Origin of the sequence: Pseudomonas sp. B6(2017), from assembly GCF_002112765.1 — a bacterium.
Classification (GTDB): domain Bacteria; phylum Pseudomonadota; class Gammaproteobacteria; order Pseudomonadales; family Pseudomonadaceae; genus Aquipseudomonas; species Aquipseudomonas piscis.
The window spans coordinates 71841-91958 of record NZ_NEIQ01000014.1 but is presented as its reverse complement, the minus strand read 5'-3'; the positions used below and the strand labels follow the sequence as shown (position 1 = coordinate 91958).

Genomic DNA, 20118 nt, shown 5'->3' with positions numbered 1-20118 from the left:
ATGTCGAGCATGACCCTGGATTGGAACGCCTGGGAAATAGAACCCGGATCGACGGTGGACGAACAACTGATCGCCCAGGTGCAGCAGCGCCTGGGCCTGGAGTTGCCGCCGCTGTACCTAGAGCTGGTGCGCTACGCCGAGGCGGCCACGCCAGGGATCGGCACCTTCGCCTACGGCAACGGCTACGCCTGCATCAGCGAGTTCTTCGCTTTCAGCATGAACGACGAACCCTGGACCCTGCCCTGGTACGCCACCCCTGGCCGCGTGCCGGGGCTCGCCGCCGGCTGCCTGGCGATTGCCCGGGATGCCGGCGGCTTGCTGGTCTGCCTGGACTTCAACAGTCCGCGCGTGGCGGTGGAAATCTTCGACCCCGACAGCGCCAATCGCTACCCGGTGGCGGCTGACTTCCGGGCCTTCGTCGAGCTGTGGCAGCCATGAACACACCGCGCAGATGGATAGCCGTGCCCACCAGCCAGGGCGCCATGCAACGCCTGGACCTGGACCAGTGCCTGCCGGGCGACCTGGAGGAACTGGCCCTGTCCGCAGAACAGTGGACGAGCCTGTGGCGCAGCGACCTGCTGCCGAGCTTGAACCGCGCCCTGGGCACGCTGATCGACGACTACGAAGACGCCTCGATCCAGGGCCAGGCCGACCTCGCCACGGCGCTGGCGATCCTCACCCAGGCCGCGACCGCCGGGGATGAACTTATCCACAGGCTGATCGCCCTGAATCGGCTGGCCCTGGAGCGGGACACCGGCCTGTACTTCTACTTCTGAGCGGGCAGGCGCCTTCGCCAGGGGCGAGCTTGCGGGGTCAGATCCCGGCGCTGGCCTGTTTCAACTGCGGCTCTGGCGCCTGCACGGCGGTTTGCGAACGCGGCGTACCCTCCGGCACCCAGTCGTAGTTCACCGGCAGCGCGCGATACACCCAGTTGCTCACCGCCTCGCTGCCCGGGGCCTTGCCCAGGTAGGGGCTGACGTATTCCCAGACGATCTCGCCAGCGCCGGTGACCTGGAAGAAACGCCCGTTCATGCCCTCGTCGATCAGGGTGTTGCCGTTGGGCAGGCGCCGCGCGCTGCTGATGAACGAGCTGTAGAAAGCCCAGCCCGGTTGCCTGGAACTGGCGGCGCTGTATTGCCAGACGATTTCACGCTTGATCGGATCGATCTCCAGCACCCGGGAGCCGGCGATCAGCCCCAGGGGTACCGAGGGGTAGCCGGCCGTGCCCTGGTTGTCGAACACCAGCAGGTTGCCGGCCCCCGGCAGGCCGGCGGGGATGATGTGGGCATCGTGCTGGCCGACGAACTGATCCACCGGGCGCGGCAGCTTGCCGGCGCTCTTGGGCTCGATCGGCGCCAGGTTCGGTCCCAGGCGCCAGACCACCTTGGCGCTGTGCTTGTCGATGATGGCGATGAAGTTGGCGTTGCGTGAATCGATCAGCAGGTTGTCCGGGGCGAAGCGTTTGTCACCGGCGTCGAACCAGCGGTTGGGGCCTACCACGCTGAGGTTGTTGATATGCAGGTAGTCCGGGTTGCTGGTGCCGCGCACCAATTGCAACTGGGCGGGGGTGAAGCCGAACTCCTTGAGGTGCTCGGAGGCCAGCCACTGCCATTTGACCTGGCCGTCGGCGCTGACTTCGTAGATCACGTCGTCGATCACCTGGGGCACCTTGAAACCCGCCACCTTGTGCACCTTGTTGGCCAGCACCAGGGTGTTGCCATTGCTCAGCCGGCGCTGGTCATGGTGCTGCTGGGCCGCGCCACCGGGGGCCTGGTCGCCCCATTGCCAGACCAGCTTGCCGTTCCAGTCCAGCTCGCCGACGCTCTGGTTGCCCAGGCCGTTGCCCGCCGAACCGAGCGGGCCGGGGTCCTTGTCCTTGAGCTGCAACAGCACCCGGCCACGCTCGCCGCCCACCAGTTGCGGGTCGATGATGGCCGAGGGAAAACCGGCCTGGGGCCAGTTCCTGACCTCGTTGCCGTTCATGTCGATCAAGTGGGTCTGCTTGTCGGCACCGCTGAAGATCACGTACTGGTTATAGGCCTTGGCCGGGTCGTAGCGGGTCACGCCGGTGGGGTAGACGCTGGGCGCCGCGTGCAGCGCTCCGGCCAGCAAGGTGGTGGTCAACAAGACCAAGGGGATTGTGGCGCGTGGCATGGCAGGCACTCCTGTTCGGATTGAAGGGCGCCGACAGTCCCGGCGCCAGGTGCGAAAGCGGACTTCAGAAGTCGTAGCGACCGGTCACGCCCAGGGTTCGCGGCGTGCCCAAAAGGCCCTCGTAACCACCGTTGCCGCCGGTCCAGAGGGTGGTGTAGTAGGTCTTGTCGAAAGCGTTCTTCAGCCACAGCGAGACGTCCCACTGGCCCTGCTCGTAGTTGCCCCGCAGGCCGGTGGAGAGGTTGACCACGGCGTAGCTGGGGATCTGCCCGTACTGGGAATCCTCCACCGTGCCCACGGCCTTGGAACGGAAGGCATAGCTGGCGGTGACGTACTCCTCCAGGCCGTTATCCAGGTTCCACTTGTATTCGCCGTTGGCGTTGGCGATCCACTTCGAGGCACCCACCACCTGGTGCCCGGTGAGATCGCAGGACGCCGGCGCCCCGGGACGCAAGCTGACCTCCGGCGGGCATGGGGCATCCTTGTAGGACAGGTAGCGCACGTCGTTGTAGGAACCGTTTAGGTTCAGGGTCAGGCCGCGCAGCGGCACCAGGGTGCTTTCCACCTCGACCCCGCGCGAGCGCACCGAACCGGCGTTGGTCAGGTACTGCACGCGGTTGCCATAGTCGTAGGCGTTGGTCTGGTAGCCGTTGACCTGGGTCCAGAACAGGTTGGCGTTGAGTTGCAGGCGCCGATCCCACAGGGTGCTCTTGAAGCCCAGCTCGGCGTTGTTGGCGCGCTCGGTGCCGATCAGCAAGGAGTCGGCACCGGCCGTGGGCGCCGAACCTACCGCCAGGTTGACCCCGCCGGATTTCTCGCCGTGGGACAAGGTGGCATAGCCCAGCAGGTCATCGCTGAAGCGGTAGCTCAGGTTGAGCAACCCCGAGGGGCTGGTGCTGTACTGGTTCAGGTCGCCGGAATCGTAAGCCCCGGCCCGGCCACGCCGGGCATTGGCCGCAGCCCCGGTGACCGCTACACCGCCCAGGGGTGCGTCGCGGCCGACCGAGGCGGTTTTTTCCTCGTAGGAACCCCGCAGGCCAGCGGTGAAATCCAGGCGCTCGGTGAGGTGCCAGGTGCCCTGGGCGAACAGGGCGAAACTGTCGGTGCGGATCTTGCCCTTGCCGATGCTGGTGACGTCGTTCAGCGCACCGGTGGGCGTACCGTTCCAGATATCGGCCTTGGGCCCGTAGTAGGCGAAGGACTTGTTATCCAGGTCCGAGCCGAAGTAGTAGGCCCCCAGCACGTAGTCGAAGAACCCGCCGCTGGGCGAGGCCAGGCGAAACTCCTGGGACCACTGTTTGTCTTCCACCGAGACCCCGGCGTTGTAGGTGGCCGGCACGTTGAGGCCATCGTCGTTGCGCGGGGTGAAGTTCCACCAGCGGTAGGAGCTGACCGAGGTCAGGGTGAAATCGCTGGGCAGGATCCAGTTGGCCTCCAGCGAAGTACCGCCCTGGAACACCGTGACGTGCTGGTCGTTGTCCAGGTTGACCTTGCGATGGCTGCCGTTGACCAGGGTCGCCCCGGCGGCCGCCGCGCGCGACTCATAGACATTGCTGCCGTTGATGGTCGGCCCGGTGCTGTACAGCACCCGGGTGCCAGCGCTGGAATCCTCTTCGTTGTAGTCGCCGATCCAGCGCAGGTTGAAGCGGTCGCTGGGCTTGTACAGCAACTGGCCGCGAAAGCCCTGGCGCGAACCGCCGTTGAGGTCGTGGCCGTCGTGCTCGTTCTTGATATCGCCGTCGCTGCGGGTGCGATAGGCCGAGAAACGCCCCGCCAGCTCATCGGTCAGCGGCCCGGAAATGGTGCCCTTGGTCTGGAAGTAGCCATCCTCGCCCAGGGAGGTCTCGATGCTGCGCTCGGGGGTGAAGCTCGGCGCGCGGGTGCTGATGTTGATCACCCCGGCGGTGGTGTTCTTGCCGAACAGGGTGCCCTGGGGACCACGCAGCACTTCCAGCTGCTCGATGTCCATCAGGTCGAACACCGCCATTCCCGGCCGCCCCAGGTAGACGTTGTCGATGTACAGCCCGACGCTGCCTTCCAGGCCGTCGCTGGCCGGGTTGTTGCCCAGGCCGCGGATCGACACGCTGGACTGGCGCGCATGCATGTAGGCGACGTTGACGCTGGGCACCAGCTGTTGCAGGTCCTGGATGCGATAGACCCGCTGGCTCTCCAGGGCCTGGCCGCCGATCACGCTCATGGGTGTGGGCACGTTCTGCGAGCTTTCCTCGCGGCGCCGGGCGGTCACGGTCACGGTCTGCAACTGGCCGTCGTCGACCTTGTTGGCGCTGCTCTTGGCCGGGCTCGCCTGGGGCACCGGCGCCTCCTCGGCCCAGCTCGCGCTCCAGCCGGCACTGCCGGCCAGCAGCAGGGCCAGGGGCAGGCGCTTGAGCCGCCGAGGCGTGAGGGGTGAAGCGATGGACAACGGGCTCATGGGCGGCTCCTGGTCAGAAAACATACAGCTCGTATATTCCCTGAAGTTATTTATTTATGTTTTTACAAAGATTTACTGCATAAGAGATTGCCTTTATAAGGAGTCGACCTAATGCATAGCCAATGCATTTCCCCGATATTTTTTATGTGAAAAATGCATATCGACCTGCGCCAGCTCCGCCACTTCATCGCCCTCGCCGAGCAGCGCAGCTTCGTCGCGGCCGCGGCCACGGTGAACCTCTCGCAATCGGCCTTCAGCCGCAGCATTCAGGCGCTGGAGCACAGCGTCGGCTGCCAGCTGGTGGACCGTGGGCGCAAGGACCTGGCGCCGACCAAGCAGGGCCAGCTGCTGCTGGAACACGCGCGGCGGCTGGTCAGCGGCGCCCAGCAGATGGCCAACGAAATCAGCCAGTTCAATGGCCTGGAAGCCGGGGAGTTGCGCTTCGGCTGCGGCCCGGCACCAGCGGCCGGGCTGATCCCCCGGGCCATCGGCAGCTTCATCGGGCGCTATCCCAAGGCCCGGGTGCAGTTCCAGGTGGAGGATTGGCAGAGCCTGGGCAAGCGCCTGCTGTGCGAGGAGTTCGAATTTTTCGTCGCCGATACCCGGCACTTCGAGGCCGACCCGGACTACCTGACCCAGCGCCTGCGCCCGCGCAAATGGCACTTCTGCTGCCGCGCCGGCCACCCCCTGGCCGGGCGCGACAGCGTCAGCGCCAGCGAGCTGATGAGCTATCCGCTGGCGGTGACCATCCGCCCGCCGAACCTGCGCAAGGTCATTGTCGATCTCAGTGGCAAGCCGGACTTCACGCCCAATGTGGAATGCGAGAACAGCTACAGCCTGCTGGGGGTGGTGCTGCGCTCGGACGCCATCGGCATCGTCGGCTCCTACAGCGATGCCCTGCACCAGGCCAAGGGCGAGCTGGTGTGCCTGAAAATCGAGGGGCTGGCCGACGACCTGGAAGAGCTCTACACCCGCTACGGCATCGTCAGCCGCGCCGGGTATCGGCTGTCGCCGCTGGCCCAGGCGATGATCGAGGAGATCAAGCACCTCGACGCACAGGATGAGGAGCTGTGCTCGCTGCACAAGCTCGCCATCTGATCCGACTTGCCGGCGATGGCGTCCTCAAGAGCGATGCACATCACGCATGAAAAGCATGCGGTAAATGCGCTTGCCGGCATCCCCTGGCGAAGGCGAAAACCCTCACCTGTCTTTCGATCGGTGAAGCCCATGTCCCCTACCCCCCAACCCGTGCGCAACGTGCTCTACATCATGTGCGACCAACTGCGCCGGGATTACCTGTCGTGCTACGGCCACCCGCACCTGCATACCCCCAATATCGACCGCCTGGCCGCCGCCGGAGTGCGCTTCAGCCGCGCCTATACCCAAGGCACCATCTGCGGCCCGTCGCGGATGTCGGCCTACACCGGGCGCTACGTGAGCAGCCACCAGGTGGCGTGGAACGCCGTGCCCCTGCCGCTTGAGGAACTGACCCTGGGCGACTACCTGCGGCCCCACGGCATCCGCACCGCGCTGGTGGGCAAGACCCACGCCACGCCCAACCTGGATGCCCAGCAGCGGCTGGATATCGCCGCCGACAGCCCCCAGGCCGAACAGTTGAACGAAGTAGGCTTCGAGCCCTGGTTCCGCCACGACGGCATCTACCCCGACGACCCGCTGTTCGACGACAAGCGCGAGTCCGCGCCCTACACCCACTACCTGCGCGAGCTTGGCTACGCCGGGCGCAACCCCTGGCATGACTGGGCCAACGCCGCGGCCGGCGAGCAGGGGCAGATCCTCAGCGGCTGGAAGATGCGCCACGCGCACCTGCCGGCGCGGGTCGCCGCAGAGCATTCGGAAACCGTCTACACCACTGACCGCGCCATCGATTTCATCCACGAACAGGGCGAGCGCCCCTGGTGCCTGCACCTGTCCTACATCAAGCCGCACTGGCCCTATATCGCCCCGGCGCCCTACCACGCGCTCTACGGTGCAGAGCAGGTACTGGCGCCGGTGCGGGCCGCGCCGCAGGAAGCCAGCGACCACCCGGTGTACCAGGCCTTCCGCCAGCACGAGGAAAGCCTGAACTTCTCCCGCGATGAGGTGCGCGCCAACGTGGTGCCCACCTACATGGGCCTGATCAAGCAGGTGGACGACCAGCTAGGCCGGCTGTTCGATGTACTGCACAGCAGCGGACGCTGGGACGACACCCTGATTGTCTTCACCAGCGACCATGGCGACTTCCTCGGCGATCACTATCTGGGGGAAAAGGAATTCCTGCTGGAGCCGGCGGTAGGCGTGCCGCTGATCGTCCGCGATCCACGGCCAGCGGCGCACAGCAGCCGGGGCACGGTGGATGCCCGCCTGGTGGAAAGCATCGATGCCCTGCCGACCTTCCTCGAGGCCCTGGGCTTGCCGGGTGCCGAGCACCGCCTGGAAGGCCGCTCGCTGATCCCGCTGCTGCATGGCGCCACGCCGCCCTGGCGCCGCTACGCCATCAGCGAATACGACTACGCCTTCCAGGCCCCGGCCCGGGAGCGCCTGGGCCAGCCCATCGACCGTTGCCGCATGACCATGGTGCGCAGCGAGCGCTGGAAGTACCTGGCCTACGACGGTTTTCGCCCGCAGCTGTTCGACCTGCAAAACGACCCGCAGGAGCTGCACGACCTGGGGGCCGATCCGGCCTATGCGTCGGTGCGCGAAGAACACCTGGGCTACCTGCTGGAATGGCTGCGCGGCCTCAAGCGCCGGACCACCATAAGCTACGAGGAGATCGACCTGCGGGGCCAGCGTTTCCGCTACGGCGAACCGGAAGCGGAAAAGGTGGTGCAGATTGGGGTGTGGTGAGGCGCTGACTTCAAGGACCTCATCGCGGGCAAGCCTCGCTCCTACAAAGGCATACGCGTTCTTGCGTAGGAGCGAGCGGGCGGCGATCCGACTTGCCCGCGAAAAAACGCCAATCCGCCACCGTCCCGGAGCCGCTGCGGCGATTGTGTGGCCTTCGGGCCCTGCGCAGCCTCGCAAGCTCGGCAGCGGCAGGGTTGGTGGTGACCTGCAACCGTCGGGGGCGTTCAGGCCCCCTTGGTGGTCTGGCTGCGCTGGCCCTGGACACCCACCGGGACGTCGCCCTTGAGGGTCACCCGACGCACGACGCGGTCCTGGCTGCCGTAGTCGTCGACGGCGTAGTGCTGGGTCGAGCGGTTGTCCCAGATCGCCACGTCACCGGCGCTCCAGCGCCAGCGCACGGTATTTTCAAGGCGCGTGACATGGCTTTGCAGCAGGTTGAACAGGTGCGCCGAATCGGCCTGGGAATAGCCCTTGATGCGCTTGACGAAATGCCCCAGCACCAGGCTCTTCTCGCCGCTCTGGGGATGCACGCGAACCACCGGGTGCTCGGTCTCGAACACCGTGGAGGTGAAGATCTTGCGGTAGCGCTCCAGCCGTTCCGCCGAGACGTCGGGCTTGACCGAGGCATAGTCGTACTCGTTGCTGTGCACCGCCCACAGCCGGTCCGCCAAGGCTCGCAGCTCCTCCGGCAGCTCGTTATAGGCGGTGGCGGTGTTGGCCCACACGGTGTCGCCGCCGAAGGCCGGGGCTACCACCGAGCGCAGGATCGAGGCCTTGGGATAGGCGTCGACGAAGGTCACGTCGGTGTGCCAGGAGTTGGCTCGCTGGCCCTGGGCGCCATCGAGCTCCATCAGATAGCGGGTACCGTCGCGCACCGGCACGGTGGGGTGGGCCACCGGCTCGCCCAGCAGGTGGGAGAAGGCTTCCTGGCTCTGGTCGTCGAGGTGGGCCTGGCCACGGAAGAAGATCACCTTGTACTGCACCAGCGCCTGCTCGATGGCCTGCACGGTAGCGGCATCGAGCTCGCCGGAAAGTTGCACGCCACGGATCTCGGCGCCGATACGGCCGGCCACCGGGTGGATTTCAAGGGCCTGGACAACGGGTTTGACAGCTAAAGCGGCATTACTCATCGAAGACACCCTCAGCGGACTGATCACGGTAGGCACCGCCGCGAAACAACGCTCTATCTATATTCACTTTAGGTCTAATAGATATATACATGCTTCGTTGACGGAATAAGAGCTTGCATTTAAAACCTCAATCATCACTCGTCGCAAATGCCTTCGAGCTATTTTTCGGATGCCGGGAAAGCATATGGATCTTCGCCAATTGCGTTACTTCATCGCCCTCAACGAGCACCGCAGTTTTGTCCGCGCCGCCGATGCCATGGGCATCACCCAGCCGGCCTTCAGCCGCAGTATCCAGGGCCTGGAGCAGGAGTTCGGTTGCGTGCTGGTGGACCGGGGCAACAAGGACCTGCGCCCCACGCCCGAGGGCCAGGTGGTGCTGCAGCATGCCTTGAGCCTGGTGCAGGGTGCGGCCCTGCTCAGCAGTGAAGTGACCCAGATGACCAAGCTCGATGCCGGCGAGGTGCGCTTCGGCTGCGGCCCGGCGCCCGCGGTGAAGCTGGTGCCCGACGCCGTGGCGCAGTTCACCAGCGCCCACCCGCGGGTGCGTACCTGCTTTGCCGTGGATAACTGGGAAAAACTCAGCCGCAGCCTTAACCGCGAAGAGATCGAGTTCTTCATCGCCGACATCCGCCACTTCGAGGCCGACCCCAACTACCAGACCCAGGCCCTGACGCCCAAGCGCGGGGTGTTCTTCTGCCGTCCCGGGCATCCGTTGCTGGCCAAGGAAAGCCTGTCCACCAACGACATGTTCGACTACCCCCTGGCCACCACCCTGATCCCGCCGGGCATTCGCAAGCTGCTGGCCAACCTGAGCGGGCGCATCGACTTTTCGCCGACCATCGAGACCGAGCATTTCCCGGCGCTGGTGAAGATCGTCCGCCAGTCCAATGCCATCGGCGTGGGCACCGCCGAGGCGTTCGCCGAGGATATCGCCCAGGGTTCGCTGGCCCTGCTGCACTGGCGCAACCTGCCGCAGAACATCGACAGCCTGAATGCCCGCTGCGGCATCGTCAGCCGCAGTGGTTTTCGCCTGTCGCCGGCGGCCCGCAAGATGATCGAAGTGCTGGTGAGCGTGGACCAGCAGCAAGTGGCCATGGCCCTGTAGCCGCTGACGAGCAGCGCGCGGCTGCGACCGCAAAACCAGGCGACACCGTGCACCAGGCAAATCGCGCAAGGGCGGTTCGTGCCGAGCCAGAAGCATCGGCTACACGAAGCTCTTGTAGCCGCAACCTCGCAACGCAGGTGCAGGCAGCGAAACCGCTGAAGGCCTGGCGGCCTTGGCGCAGCCTCGCAGGCTCGGCAGCGGCTACATTTCGGCGGGCGCTACAGGCCGGCGGCGGCCAGTTGTGGGGCGACCCATTCGCTGACCTTGAACGGCTTGCGGATCAGCCGCTCCTTGGCCGCCAGGTCCACCGAGTCCTGCAAGCGGCCGAGGAACACCGGGTCCAGGGTCGAGGGGAAGATCTCGCTCAGGCGCTGGTCCTTGAGGTCATCCTGGAGAATCACCGGTGGATAACTGGCCAGCCCCGACACCAGTTGGATATAGGCCTCCTTGTTGCTGTCCTGGGTCAGCCATTGCACCGCCTGCTGCTGGGCCTTGAGCAGTTTTTCCACAGCCTCGGGATGCTCGTCGACGAACTTGCCCGACCCTACCAGCACCGCCTGCACGCTGCCGGCATCGCCCAGGTCCTTGGTACTCAGGGGCAATTCGGCCAGGCCCTTGCTGCGCAGGGCGGACAGCCCGGTGCTGCCCCAGGAAGCGTCGATTTGCCTGGCCGCCAGGGCCGCCACGGCGGCATTGAAGTCGAGGTTGACCACCTTCAGGTCCTTTTCGCTCAGGCCCCGGCTGGCCAGGGCCGCATCGAACGACAACTGGGTGGCGGTGCCACGGAACACCGCCACGCGCTTGCCCTTGAGGTCTTCCAGGGTCTTGATCCCCGACCCCGGCGCAACCCCCAGGTAATGCTTGACCCCACGGGCCGTGGCACTGAGCAGGCGGGTATCCAGGCCATTGGACTTGCCGATGATGGCCGCCAGGTCGCCGAGGTAGGCCAGGTCCACCTGGCCATTGGCGAAGGCTTCGTTGATCACCGGCCCCGCGCCCTTGAAGAAATTCCACTGGATCTTGATGCCCTGGTCGGCGAAGGCCTTCTCCAGGATCTGCTGGTGGCGCAGCACATCCACCACCCCGCCCGAACTGTGCTGGGTACCGGCGCTGAGGTCGGGCACGGCGATGCGGATTTCCTTGAGTTCGCCAGCCTGGGCCAGCAGCGGCAGGTAGCCCAGCAGCCCGGCCAGGGCCGGCGCGGCCAACAGGCTGATCACACGTTTGAAGGGAAGGTTCATGGGGACGGCTCCTGGAGGGCAAAGGCGTTGAGGAGCCCAAGGTAGGCCCAGCAGGGCAAGGCATTTAAATACTAAAAATTCACATTTTAATAACTAAAAGAAATAAATCAGTCAGTACGGGGCTCCCCCGGGAACATGCGGAAAATGCATGGAAAATATTCTCCAAATGCATTGGATGCGTGGCGAAGGGAAGCCTTAAATGGCCTCTCTTATCGCTCAATAGCATTGATTTGATTTTTAATAGAACACAAATGCATATTGTAGGAGCGATCGGTTCCGCCACGCCTGGACGTGGCCCGCCCCATGCCATGCCGCACCCGACGACGGAGGTCACCCATGGCCCGTGTTTCTTTGCTCAGCCTGCCCCTGTGGTCACCCTCCGGCCCGCGCCAAAATTGGCCGGCGGCCAAGCACCTGCTGCCCTGGTTGCTGCCAGTGGGGTTGTTCGGCCTGTGGTGGCTGGCCAGTCGCAACCAATGGATGAGCGAGCAGATCCTGCCGGCCCCGGAGCTGGTCTGGAACAGCGCCCGGGAGCTGGCCGCCGGCGAACTCTGGAGCCACCTGGCGATCAGCCTGCAACGGCTGGGCTGGGGCCTGCTGGTCGGGATCGGTGCCGGCGCCCTGCTGGGTGGCGCCATGGGCTTCAGCCGCCGCCTGGAGCGCCTGGTGTTTCCCACCTTCGGTGCCCTGGCACAGATCCCGACCCTGGCCTGGGTACCGCTGTTCATGGTGTTTTTCGGCATCGGCGAACTGCTCAAGCTGGTGGTACTGCTCAAGGCGGTGGTGGTCCCGGTGACCCTGCATACCCTGGTGGGCGTGCGCGACGCGCAACCGCGGCTGCGCGAAGCCGCCGCCGTACTGCGCCTGCCACCGATCCTGCTGCTGCGGCGCCTGGTGCTGCCCGCTGCGCTGCCGGCCTTCATGGCGGGCGTGCGCCTGGCCCTGGCCACCGGCTGGACCTCGTTGCTGGCGGTGGAGTTGCTGGCCTCCAGCGAAGGCATCGGCTACCTGATGGTCTGGGCCAGGCAGCTGTTCATGCTGGATATCGTCTTCGTCTGCATCCTGGTGATCGGCGTGCTGGGCATGGCCATGGATCGCGGCATCGGCTGGCTGGACCGCAAGCTGGTGTACTGGCCGCACCCGGCCACCGCCGAGTTTCGCCGTGGCCCGCGCTACCAGGGCTGGCAGCGCCTGCAACCCTGGCTGCTGCCCCTGGCGCTGCTGGCCCTGTGGCAACTGGCGAGCGAACGCCAGTGGCTGGACGCCAACATCCTGCCCAGCCCCCTGGTGGTGCTGGCCACCACCTTCGACGGCCTGCTCGATGCCAGCTTGCTGGGCGGCCTGGGCCTGAGCCTGGGACGTACCCTCACCGGCCTGTTGCTGGGCGGCAGCCTGGGCCTGGGGCTGGGACTGCTGCTGGGCCTGTCGCGCCTGAGCGAGCGCCTGCTGGGGCCGACCCTGGCCGCCCTGCGCCAGATCGCCATCTTCGCCTGGGTGCCGCTGCTTACCGCCTGGTTCGGCCTGGGCGAGCTGGCCAAGTGGGTCTTCGTCGCCCTGGCCGCCTTCTTCCCGCTGTTCATCGCCACCCAGCGCAGCGTCGCCCAGCTCTCGCCACAACTGGCGGAGGCTGCCCAGGTGTTGCGCCTGGGCCTCTGGCAGCGCCTGCGGCGCCTGGTGTTGCCCGGGGCCGCACCGGGGATCTTCGCCGGCCTGCGGGTGAGCCTGATCTACGCCTGGCTGGGCACCATCGGCGCCGAGTACTTCATGCCGTCCGACGGTGGGATCGGCAGCCAGATGATCAGCGCCCAGCAGCTGCTGCGCATGGACCTGATCATGGCCGGGATGCTGCTGGTGGGCCTGACCGGCGCCCTTATCAACTTCCTTGGGCAATGGCTGGAACGCCACGCCACCCGTTGGAGACACGCATGAACGCACCTCTGGTCAGCTTCAATCACGTGGGCAAGAGCTTTCCCGTCGCCGGTGGCGAACTGGAGGCGATCCGCGAATTCAACCTGGACATCGCCGAAGGCGAATTCGTCGCCATCGTCGGCTCCAGCGGCTGTGGCAAGTCCACCCTGTTGCGCCTGCTGATCGGCCTGGACACCGAGTTCCGTGGCCAGATACGCGTCGACGGCAAGGCCGTCGAGGGCATCGGCAGCGAACGCGGCATCGTGTTCCAGGAGCACCGGTTGTTCCCCTGGCTGAGCGTGGCCGAGAACATCGGCCTGGGCCTGGTCAACGAACCGCTGGGCGCCGCCGAACGCCAACGGCGCATCGCCGAGTTCATCGAGCTGGTGGGCCTCAAGGATTTCGCCAAGGCCTACCCGCACCAGCTGTCCGGCGGCATGGCGCAGCGGGTGGCCATCGCCCGGGGGCTGGTGGCCAGCCCGCGCATCCTGCTGCTGGACGAACCCTTCGGCGCCCTCGATGCGCTGACCCGCCAGCAGATGCAGGACGAGCTGCTGGCGATCCGCGAGCGGGCACGGATCACCACAATACTGGTGACCCACGATGTCGAGGAAGCGATCTTCCTCGCCGACCGGGTGGTGGTGATGGAGCCGCGCCCGGGGCGGATCAAGCGCGTGGTCGAGGTGGCCCTGCCCCATCCGCGCCAGCGCAGCAGCTTCGACTTCCACCAGTTGCGCGAGGAACTGCTGCACGAACTGACCAGCGACGACCACTACCAGGCCCCGCCACCGGTACGGATCAGCGACCTGCCCTTGACCTTCATTGCTTGCTGAACAGGAGTGACTCGATGCCGCAACGTCCCAACTTCCTGGTGATCCTGGCCGACGACCTGGGCTTTTCCGACCTCGGCGCCTTCGGGGGCGAGATCGCCACGCCGAACCTCGATGCCCTGGCCTTCAACGGCCTGCGCCTGACCGATTTCCATACCGCCCCGACCTGCTCGCCGACCCGTTCCATGCTGCTCACCGGCACCGACCACCATATCGCCGGGATCGGCACCATGGCCGAGGCCCTGACCCCGGAGCTGATCGGCAAGCCAGGGTACGAGGGCCACCTCAACGACCGGGTAGCGGCCCTGCCCGAACTGCTGCGCGAAGCCGGCTACCAGACCCTGATGAGCGGCAAGTGGCACCTGGGGCTGACCGTGGACCGCGCACCCCACGCCCGGGGCTTCGAGCGTTCGTTCGCGTTGTTGCCCGGGGCGGCCAACCACTATGGTTTCGAACCCACCTACGACGAGCATACCCCGGGCCTGCTCAAGTCCACCCCGGCGCTGTATATCGAGGACGATCGCTTCCTCGACGCTCTGCCGCAGGGGTTCTATTCCTCCGATGCCTTCGGCGACAAGCTCTTGCAGTACCTCAAGGAGCGCGACCAGAGCCGGCCGTTTTTCGCCTACCTGCCGTTCTCGGCGCCTCATTGGCCGTTGCAGGCCCCTGAAGAGATCGTCGCCAAGTACCGCGGGCGCTACGACGCCGGCCCCGAGGCCCTGCGCCTGGAACGGCTGGAGAAGCTCAAGGCCCTGGGGCTGGTGGACGCCCAGGTCGAGCCGCACCCGCTGATCGGCCTGGACGCCGAGTGGGCCGCCCTCAGCGACGATCAGCGCCAGCGCTCGGCCCGGGCCATGGAGGTGTATGCGGCGATGGTGGAGCGCATGGACTGGAACATCGGCCGGGTGGTGGATTACCTGCGCCAGCAGGGCCAGCTGGACAACACGCTGATCCTGTTCATGTCCGACAACGGAGCCGAAGGGGCGCTGCTGGAAGCCTTCCCCAAGTTCGGCCCGCAGCTGTTGAGCTACCTGGACCAGCATTACGACAACCGCCTTCAGAATATCGGCCGGGCCAATTCCTATGTCTGGTACGGACCGGCCTGGGCCCAGGCCGCCACCGCGCCGTCGCGGCTGTTCAAGGCCTTCACCACCCAGGGCGGGATTCGCGTGCCGGCGTTGCTGCATTACCCGCAGTTGCCGCTCAAGGGGCAGGTCAGCCATGGCTTCGGCACGGTGATGGACATCACCCCGACCCTGCTGGACCTGGCCGGCGTGCGCCATCCGGGCAAGCGCTGGCGCGGGCGCGATATCGCACCGCTACGGGGCAAGTCGTGGCTGGGGTTCCTGTCCGGCGAGACCGCGCAGGTACATGACGAGCACACGGTCACCGGCTGGGAGCTGTTCGGCCGCCGGGCGATCCGCCAGGGGCAGTGGAAGGCGGTGTACATTCCAGGCCCCGTGGGCCCGGCCACCTGGCAGTTGTACGACCTGGGGCGCGATCCCGGGGAGATCCACGACCTGGCCGGCAGCCACCCGCAAAAGCTGCAAATCCTGTTGCAGGAATGGCAGCGCTACGTGGACGAAACCGGGGTGATCCTCAGCGAGTCACCGTTCCAGCCGGACTGATAGCGGCCGGGCAATCACCATCGCGGGCAAGCCTCACTCCTACCGGCCTGGCTTGCCCGCGACTGGCTCAACCACCCCACCTCAGGCCTTCACCCCCTGCACCGCCTCCATCGCCGCCCGCTCCTTGGCGGTGAAGCGATTGGCCCGGGTGAAGGTGCCCAGGTCGTTGAAACGCACGCCCATCTGCGCCATCACCCGGTGGGCCACCGGCGCGGTCATCTGGCGGATGTAGAAGGGCTCCTTGACCACGAAGTGGTGGATGCCGTGGGTGCTGCCGAAGTTGAAGCAGAATGCTTGCAGCGGCCACATCCACCAGGGGTTGAGCACCTGGGTCTGCTGGAGCACGTTGCCCGGCTCGACATCACCGTAGTAGTGCATGTTGGAGCTGACGAAGTGCAGGCAGAAGGTACGCAGCACGTTCGGGCCGACGATCACCACCACGGCGATGTCGATCACCTGCATCAGCGCCAGGGTGCTGGCCGACCACTGGATGGAAGTGCCCAGCAACGCGGCGACGCCATTGGCCCCATGGAAACCTAGAAACACGTACCAGGCCCCCCAGTGCAACTGCGCCAGGGGAGCATAGGCCGCCATCAGCCGGGCGAAACGCTTGAGCTTGGCCTTCCAGCCCGGTACATGGAGCGTATGGACGAAGGCCGAGATCATGTTGTCGCCCACCATCAGCAGTCGCGCGATGCCCCACGACTCGCCGTTGGTGATGCCACGTTCTTCGACGTCGCCCGCAGTGCCCGAGACCTTGTGGTGGTTCAAGTGCAATTGGCGGCGTATCCAGGGGTTGATGGTGCTGGGACGAGCCAGCCAGACCAAACCCATCATCAGGTTGTGGGGCACCCGCCGCTTGCGAAAATACATGCTGTGGATCAGGTCGTGCTCCAGTTCGTGGGTCAGCGAGGCGAAGAACGCATTGAGCAGCAGGCAGGCCCACCAGGCCAGGTGACCATTGAGATAGAGCGCCGCGCAGCCGACCATGCCGGCCAGGGCGAAGGCCAGGATCGCCGCGCCCAGGGCGTCCTGGTGGCGCAGGAGCGGATAGCGCCGGCGCAGTTCGTCGCCCCGGGCCATGACCACCTCGCGAATATGCGCCGCGCGTTGTTGCGCGTCCATCCGGTCGGGGCTTGCGCAAGTACCGTGCATGATTCCATCCTCTGGGTCAGTGATGTGTGCATCCTGCCCCGAGCCCCGGCCCGGGGCGCTAGCTGTGAACGCCAACCTGTTGACCGGACGCGCCAATCGCATGACCGAAGCCACTTCTCTCGCCAGCTGGACCCGTGCCCTGCGCAAGCAGCTGGATGCCCTGGACCTGGATAGCGCGGCCCTGTGCCGCGAGGCCGGACTTGACCCCCAATTGATGGACAATCCCAACGCCCGTTATCCGCTGTCGGCCACCACTCGTCTGTGGCAGTTGGCGGTACAGGCCAGCGGTGATCCGGCCATCGGCCTGCGGGTGTCGCGCTTCGTCAGCCCCACCACGTTCCACGCCCTGGGGTATGCACTGGTGGCCAGCGGCAGCTTGCGCGAGGTGTTCGAGCGCATCCTGCGCTATCACCAGGTGGTCAGCGATGCCCTGGTCCCGCAGTTGATCCGCGACTCGGACCGCTACCGCTTCGTCCTGAAGATTCCCGAAGGCGCCCAGCGGCCGGCGTTCGAGGCCATCGACGCGTTCGCCGCGATCCACGTGCGCACCTGTCGCAGCCGCCTGGGCCGTGAGTATGCGCCGCTGGCCGTACACCTGCGGCGGCCGCAGCCCGAGGACCCCAGCCAATGGCACCGGGTGTTCCGCTGCCCGGTGCACTTCGCGGCCAGCGAAGATTGCCTGGAGTTTCGCGTGCAGGATTTCGAAAGCCACCTGGACGACGCCAACCCGGAACTGGCCGAACACAACGAGCAAGTGCTCAAGCGCGCCCTGGCGCAGCTGCGGCCGCTGACCTGGGAGCGCAAGGTGCGCGAGGTGATCGAGGCCCAGTTGCCCGACGGCGAGCCGGCCGCCGAGCGAGTGGCCCAGGCCCTGCACCTGAGCCTGCGCAGCCTGCAACGGCACCTGGCGGACGAAGGCACGCGCTTCGACACCCTGCTCAACGAATGCCGGGAAAACCTCGCCCTGCTGCACCTGCGCGACCCGGCCTGCTCCCTGAGCGAGATCAGCTACCTGCTGGGGTTCGCCGACGCCAGCAGCTTCAGCCGGGCCTTCAAGCGCTGGACCGGCATGACCCCGGGGCAATTCCGCGACGGCCTGCGCTGACCCCCGAACCGTCCCTGACCTGTAGAAACCAGGCGCCGCCAGATGGCGGCGCGTGCCGAGCCTGCGACAGCGGCTACACGGAGTTGGCGAGGACACGCAGGCGTTCGGGGTCGAGGATCTCGATCTCGCCATAGCTCAGGCGCAAGATGCCCTGGTGCTGCAGGTCCTTGAGGATCTGGTTGGTGGTCTGGCGCGACAGCGAGAGCATCAGCGCCAGCTGTTCCTGGGGCAGTTGCAGCAGGCGCCGGCTCTGGGCCACCTCGCCATAACCGGCAGCGATTGCCAGCAGGCGGTTGGCCACCCGCGCCGGAGCCGGCATCAGGCTCAGTTGCTCCAGGTTGATGAAGGCCAGGCGCAGCTTGTGGCTCATCAACAGGGCGAACTGGCGCCAGTAGACGGGTTGCTCGTCCAATAGCCGCGCAAGGCTCGCCTGGGGTACCTGGAGCAAGGTGCAGGTGCCCTCGGCGCAGGCATCGTGGGTACGCGGCTGGCCATCGAACAGGCAGATCTCGCCGAACCAGTGGGGTGCCTCCATCAGGCTGAGCAAGGCCTCCTTGCCCTGTTCGCTGACCGCGCCGACCCGTATCACGCCTTCGACCACCGCATACAGGCCGCAGGGTGGATCGCCACGGCGAAACAGGTACTGCCCCGGCGCCAGCCGCCGCAGGCGGGCATTGTCGAGCAGACTATCCTGTAGAGAGGCCGGCACGTGGCTGAACCACTGGCCGGCCATCAGGCATTCGCGCCATTGCTGCATATCCATGGACCGTGTTTTCCCAGGGCATCGCCTTGATTGTCGCCTAGCCGACAGAGCCGTGATCGGGCGTCCGGCATGATCCCGTTACCCCAACGGAGGAACAACAATGAAAAGCCTCGTCGATCATCTCAGTCAATACGCGGCCTATCACCGCGACCCACGCAATATCGCCAGCCACTTCATCGGTATCCCGATGATCGTGGTCGCCGTGGCCGTACTGCTGTCCCGTCCGGCCTGGCCGGTGGCCGGGTTGATGCTCTCGCCGGCGCTGCTGCTGGCCCTGTTCGCAGCGGTGTACTACCTGCGCCTGGAACTGCGCCTGGGGTTATTGATGAGCGTGCTGATGGGCTTGTCGGCGTGGGCTGGCCAGGCACTGGCGCAACAGAGCACCCTGGTCTGGCTGGCCAGTGGCGTGGGTATGTTCGTTGTGGGCTGGGTGATCCAGTTCGTCGGCCATTACTACGAAGGGCGCAAGCCAGCCTTCGTCGATGACGTCTCCGGGCTGATCATCGGCCCGCTGTTCGTGGTGGCCGAACTGGCCTTCATGCTGGGCCTGCGCCATGACCTCAAGCAGCAGATCGAGGCACGGGCGGGGGGTGTGCGGGCCAATCCGAAGCGTGCCGCGATCTAGATCGATATCGCGGGCAAGACCGGACGCGGGCAAGCCTCGCCCCTACAGGTTCGTGTCGTTCGCGGTAAAGGCGAACCACTTCGATCCGCAGGAGCGAGCGGGCGGCGATCCGGCTTGCCCGCGATGCTTTAGCAGGCCGTTGAAAAATGTAGGCGAGCCTGTTTTCAACGCAGCGATGGCAACGCAGGTAGCTTTCAAACGGCCTGTTAGAGGTTGGCGACCTTCTGCCAGACCTTGGGCTTGAAGAACAGCGTCTCGCCCTTGGCCAGGCCCACCAGGCTGTCATGGTCCTTCACCACTTCGGCCTCGATCAGTTCATCCTGGCCCTCGACCTTGAGGGTCACCCGGGTGGTGGCGCCCAGCGGGCGGATATCACGGACCTGGGCGGCGTGGTGGTCCTCCAGCTCCGAACGCGACAGCGACACTTCATGGGGCCGGAACAGCACATGGTCGTCCTCCCCCAGGCGCAGGCGGTTGGAGTCGCCGAGGAAGTGATAGACGAAATCGCTGGCCGGATACTCGTAGACCTCGCCAGGTGAGCCGATCTGCTCGATCACGCCCTTGTTCATCACCACGATGCGGTCGGCCACTTCCATGGCCTCTTCCTGGTCGTGGGTGACGAACACCGAGGTCAGGTTGATGTCTTCGTGCAGCCGCGCCAGCCAGCGGCGCAGCTCCTTGCGCACCTTGGCATCCAGCGCGCCGAAGGGCTCGTCCAGCAGCAGCACCTTGGGCTCCACCGCCAGGGCCCGGGCCAGGGCGATACGCTGGCGCTGGCCGCCGGAGAGCTGCTCCGGATAGCGATCGGAGAGCCAGTCCAGCTGCACCATGTTCAGCAGTTCATGGACTTTCTCGGCGATCCGGCTTTCGCTGGGGCGCTGGTTCTTGGGCTTCATGCGCAGGCCGAAGGCGACGTTGTCGAACACGCTCATGTGGCGGAACAGCGCGTAGTGCTGGAACACGAACCCGACGTTGCGATCGCGCACATCGTGGCCGGAAACGTCCTCGCCATGGAACACGATGTTGCCGGCATCGGGAGTCTCCAGGCCGGCGATGATCCGCAGCAGGGTGGTCTTGCCGCAGCCCGAGGGGCCGAGCAGCGCCACCAGCTCACCGCTGTGGATATCCAGGTTGATGCGGTCCAGGGCCTTGAAGGCGTTGAAGTTCTTGCTGACGTTACGGACTTCGATCGACATGTC

The 20118-nt window shown here is 65.9% G+C and carries 17 protein-coding genes; 10 read left to right on the top strand and 7 right to left on the bottom strand.

Going from position 1 to position 20118, the window contains the following annotated elements; genetic code table 11:
* The first annotated feature begins 9 nt into the window (after positions 1-9).
* Both CAG11_RS23065 and CAG11_RS23060 read left to right on the top strand, forming a co-directional pair.
* Complete coding sequence (locus tag CAG11_RS23065) at positions 10-438, top strand: SMI1/KNR4 family protein (RefSeq protein WP_246196016.1); 429 nt, start codon at positions 10-12, stop codon at positions 436-438.
* On the top strand, positions 435-776 hold the full coding sequence (locus CAG11_RS23060) for a hypothetical protein (RefSeq protein ID WP_177409169.1): 342 nt from the start codon (positions 435-437) through the stop codon (positions 774-776). Before CAG11_RS23065 ends, CAG11_RS23060 begins: the two co-directional genes overlap by 4 nt.
* Before the next feature lie 37 nt (positions 777-813).
* Here CAG11_RS23060 and CAG11_RS23055 read toward each other — a convergent pair whose 3' ends face one another.
* Both CAG11_RS23055 and CAG11_RS23050 read right to left on the bottom strand, forming a co-directional pair.
* On the bottom strand, positions 814-2154 hold the full coding sequence (locus CAG11_RS23055; protein ID WP_085598096.1) for an aryl-sulfate sulfotransferase: 1341 nt from the start codon (positions 2152-2154) through the stop codon (positions 814-816).
* Between the two features lie 64 nt (positions 2155-2218).
* The gene (locus CAG11_RS23050; protein WP_022643910.1) at positions 2219-4585 is read right to left on the bottom strand and encodes a TonB-dependent receptor; all 2367 of its coding nucleotides are present in this window, start codon (positions 4583-4585) and stop codon (positions 2219-2221) included.
* Positions 4586-4738: 153 nt separating this feature from the next.
* Here CAG11_RS23050 and CAG11_RS23045 point away from each other — a divergent pair, with 153 nt between their 5' ends.
* Both CAG11_RS23045 and CAG11_RS23040 read left to right on the top strand, forming a co-directional pair.
* On the top strand, positions 4739-5683 hold the full coding sequence (locus tag CAG11_RS23045; protein ID WP_085598095.1) for a LysR family transcriptional regulator: 945 nt from the start codon (positions 4739-4741) through the stop codon (positions 5681-5683).
* Positions 5684-5812: 129 nt separating this feature from the next.
* Entirely contained in the window at positions 5813-7429 is a 1617-nt protein-coding gene (locus CAG11_RS23040) for an alkaline phosphatase family protein (RefSeq protein ID WP_085598094.1), read from the top strand.
* 224 nt (positions 7430-7653) lie between these two features.
* Here the strand turns inward: CAG11_RS23040 and CAG11_RS23035 are convergent, their stop codons facing one another.
* Entirely contained in the window at positions 7654-8559 is a 906-nt protein-coding gene (locus tag CAG11_RS23035; protein ID WP_053132786.1) for a TauD/TfdA family dioxygenase, read from the bottom strand.
* A 184-nt stretch (positions 8560-8743) separates the two neighbouring features.
* On the opposite strand from CAG11_RS23035, the gene CAG11_RS23030 reads away from it, so the two are divergent.
* Positions 8744-9664 carry a LysR family transcriptional regulator gene (locus CAG11_RS23030; RefSeq protein WP_022643516.1) on the top strand — a complete coding sequence of 307 codons (921 nt, stop codon included), beginning with the start codon at positions 8744-8746 and terminating at the stop codon, positions 9662-9664.
* Positions 9665-9882: 218 nt separating this feature from the next.
* On the opposite strand, the gene CAG11_RS23025 is transcribed toward CAG11_RS23030, so the two are convergent.
* Complete coding sequence (locus tag CAG11_RS23025) at positions 9883-10905, bottom strand: ABC transporter substrate-binding protein (protein WP_085598093.1); 1023 nt, start codon at positions 10903-10905, stop codon at positions 9883-9885.
* Between the two features lie 336 nt (positions 10906-11241).
* Here CAG11_RS23025 and CAG11_RS23020 point away from each other — a divergent pair, with 336 nt between their 5' ends.
* The 3 genes from CAG11_RS23020 to CAG11_RS23010 are packed head-to-tail and all read left to right on the top strand — an operon-like array spanning position 11242 to position 15271.
* The gene (locus CAG11_RS23020) at positions 11242-12834 is read left to right on the top strand and encodes an ABC transporter permease (RefSeq protein ID WP_085598092.1); all 1593 of its coding nucleotides are present in this window, start codon (positions 11242-11244) and stop codon (positions 12832-12834) included.
* On the top strand, positions 12831-13646 hold the full coding sequence (locus CAG11_RS23015) for an ABC transporter ATP-binding protein (protein WP_022643513.1): 816 nt from the start codon (positions 12831-12833) through the stop codon (positions 13644-13646). The genes CAG11_RS23020 and CAG11_RS23015 overlap by 4 nt, the downstream gene beginning before the upstream one ends.
* A 14-nt stretch (positions 13647-13660) precedes the next feature.
* Positions 13661-15271: an arylsulfatase gene (locus CAG11_RS23010; protein ID WP_085598091.1), complete on the top strand. Its 1611-nt coding sequence runs from the start codon at positions 13661-13663 to the stop codon at positions 15269-15271.
* An 81-nt stretch (positions 15272-15352) separates the two neighbouring features.
* Here the strand turns inward: CAG11_RS23010 and CAG11_RS23005 are convergent, their stop codons facing one another.
* Positions 15353-16426 carry a fatty acid desaturase gene (locus tag CAG11_RS23005; RefSeq protein WP_085598090.1) on the bottom strand — a complete coding sequence of 358 codons (1074 nt, stop codon included), beginning with the start codon at positions 16424-16426 and terminating at the stop codon, positions 15353-15355.
* Positions 16427-16526: 100 nt separating this feature from the next.
* Here CAG11_RS23005 and CAG11_RS23000 point away from each other — a divergent pair, with 100 nt between their 5' ends.
* On the top strand, positions 16527-17531 hold the full coding sequence (locus tag CAG11_RS23000) for an AraC family transcriptional regulator (RefSeq protein ID WP_085598201.1): 1005 nt from the start codon (positions 16527-16529) through the stop codon (positions 17529-17531).
* A 73-nt stretch (positions 17532-17604) separates the two neighbouring features.
* On the opposite strand, the gene CAG11_RS22995 is transcribed toward CAG11_RS23000, so the two are convergent.
* Positions 17605-18294 carry a Crp/Fnr family transcriptional regulator gene (locus CAG11_RS22995; protein WP_085598089.1) on the bottom strand — a complete coding sequence of 230 codons (690 nt, stop codon included), beginning with the start codon at positions 18292-18294 and terminating at the stop codon, positions 17605-17607.
* Positions 18295-18394: 100 nt separating this feature from the next.
* Between CAG11_RS22995 and CAG11_RS22990 the strand changes: the two genes are divergently transcribed.
* Complete coding sequence (locus CAG11_RS22990; RefSeq protein WP_085598088.1) at positions 18395-18919, top strand: DUF962 domain-containing protein; 525 nt, start codon at positions 18395-18397, stop codon at positions 18917-18919.
* Positions 18920-19125: 206 nt separating this feature from the next.
* On the opposite strand, the gene CAG11_RS22985 is transcribed toward CAG11_RS22990, so the two are convergent.
* The gene (locus CAG11_RS22985) at positions 19126-20115 is read right to left on the bottom strand and encodes a sulfate/molybdate ABC transporter ATP-binding protein (protein WP_085598087.1); all 990 of its coding nucleotides are present in this window, start codon (positions 20113-20115) and stop codon (positions 19126-19128) included.
* Between the last annotated feature and the right edge of the window lie 3 nt (positions 20116-20118).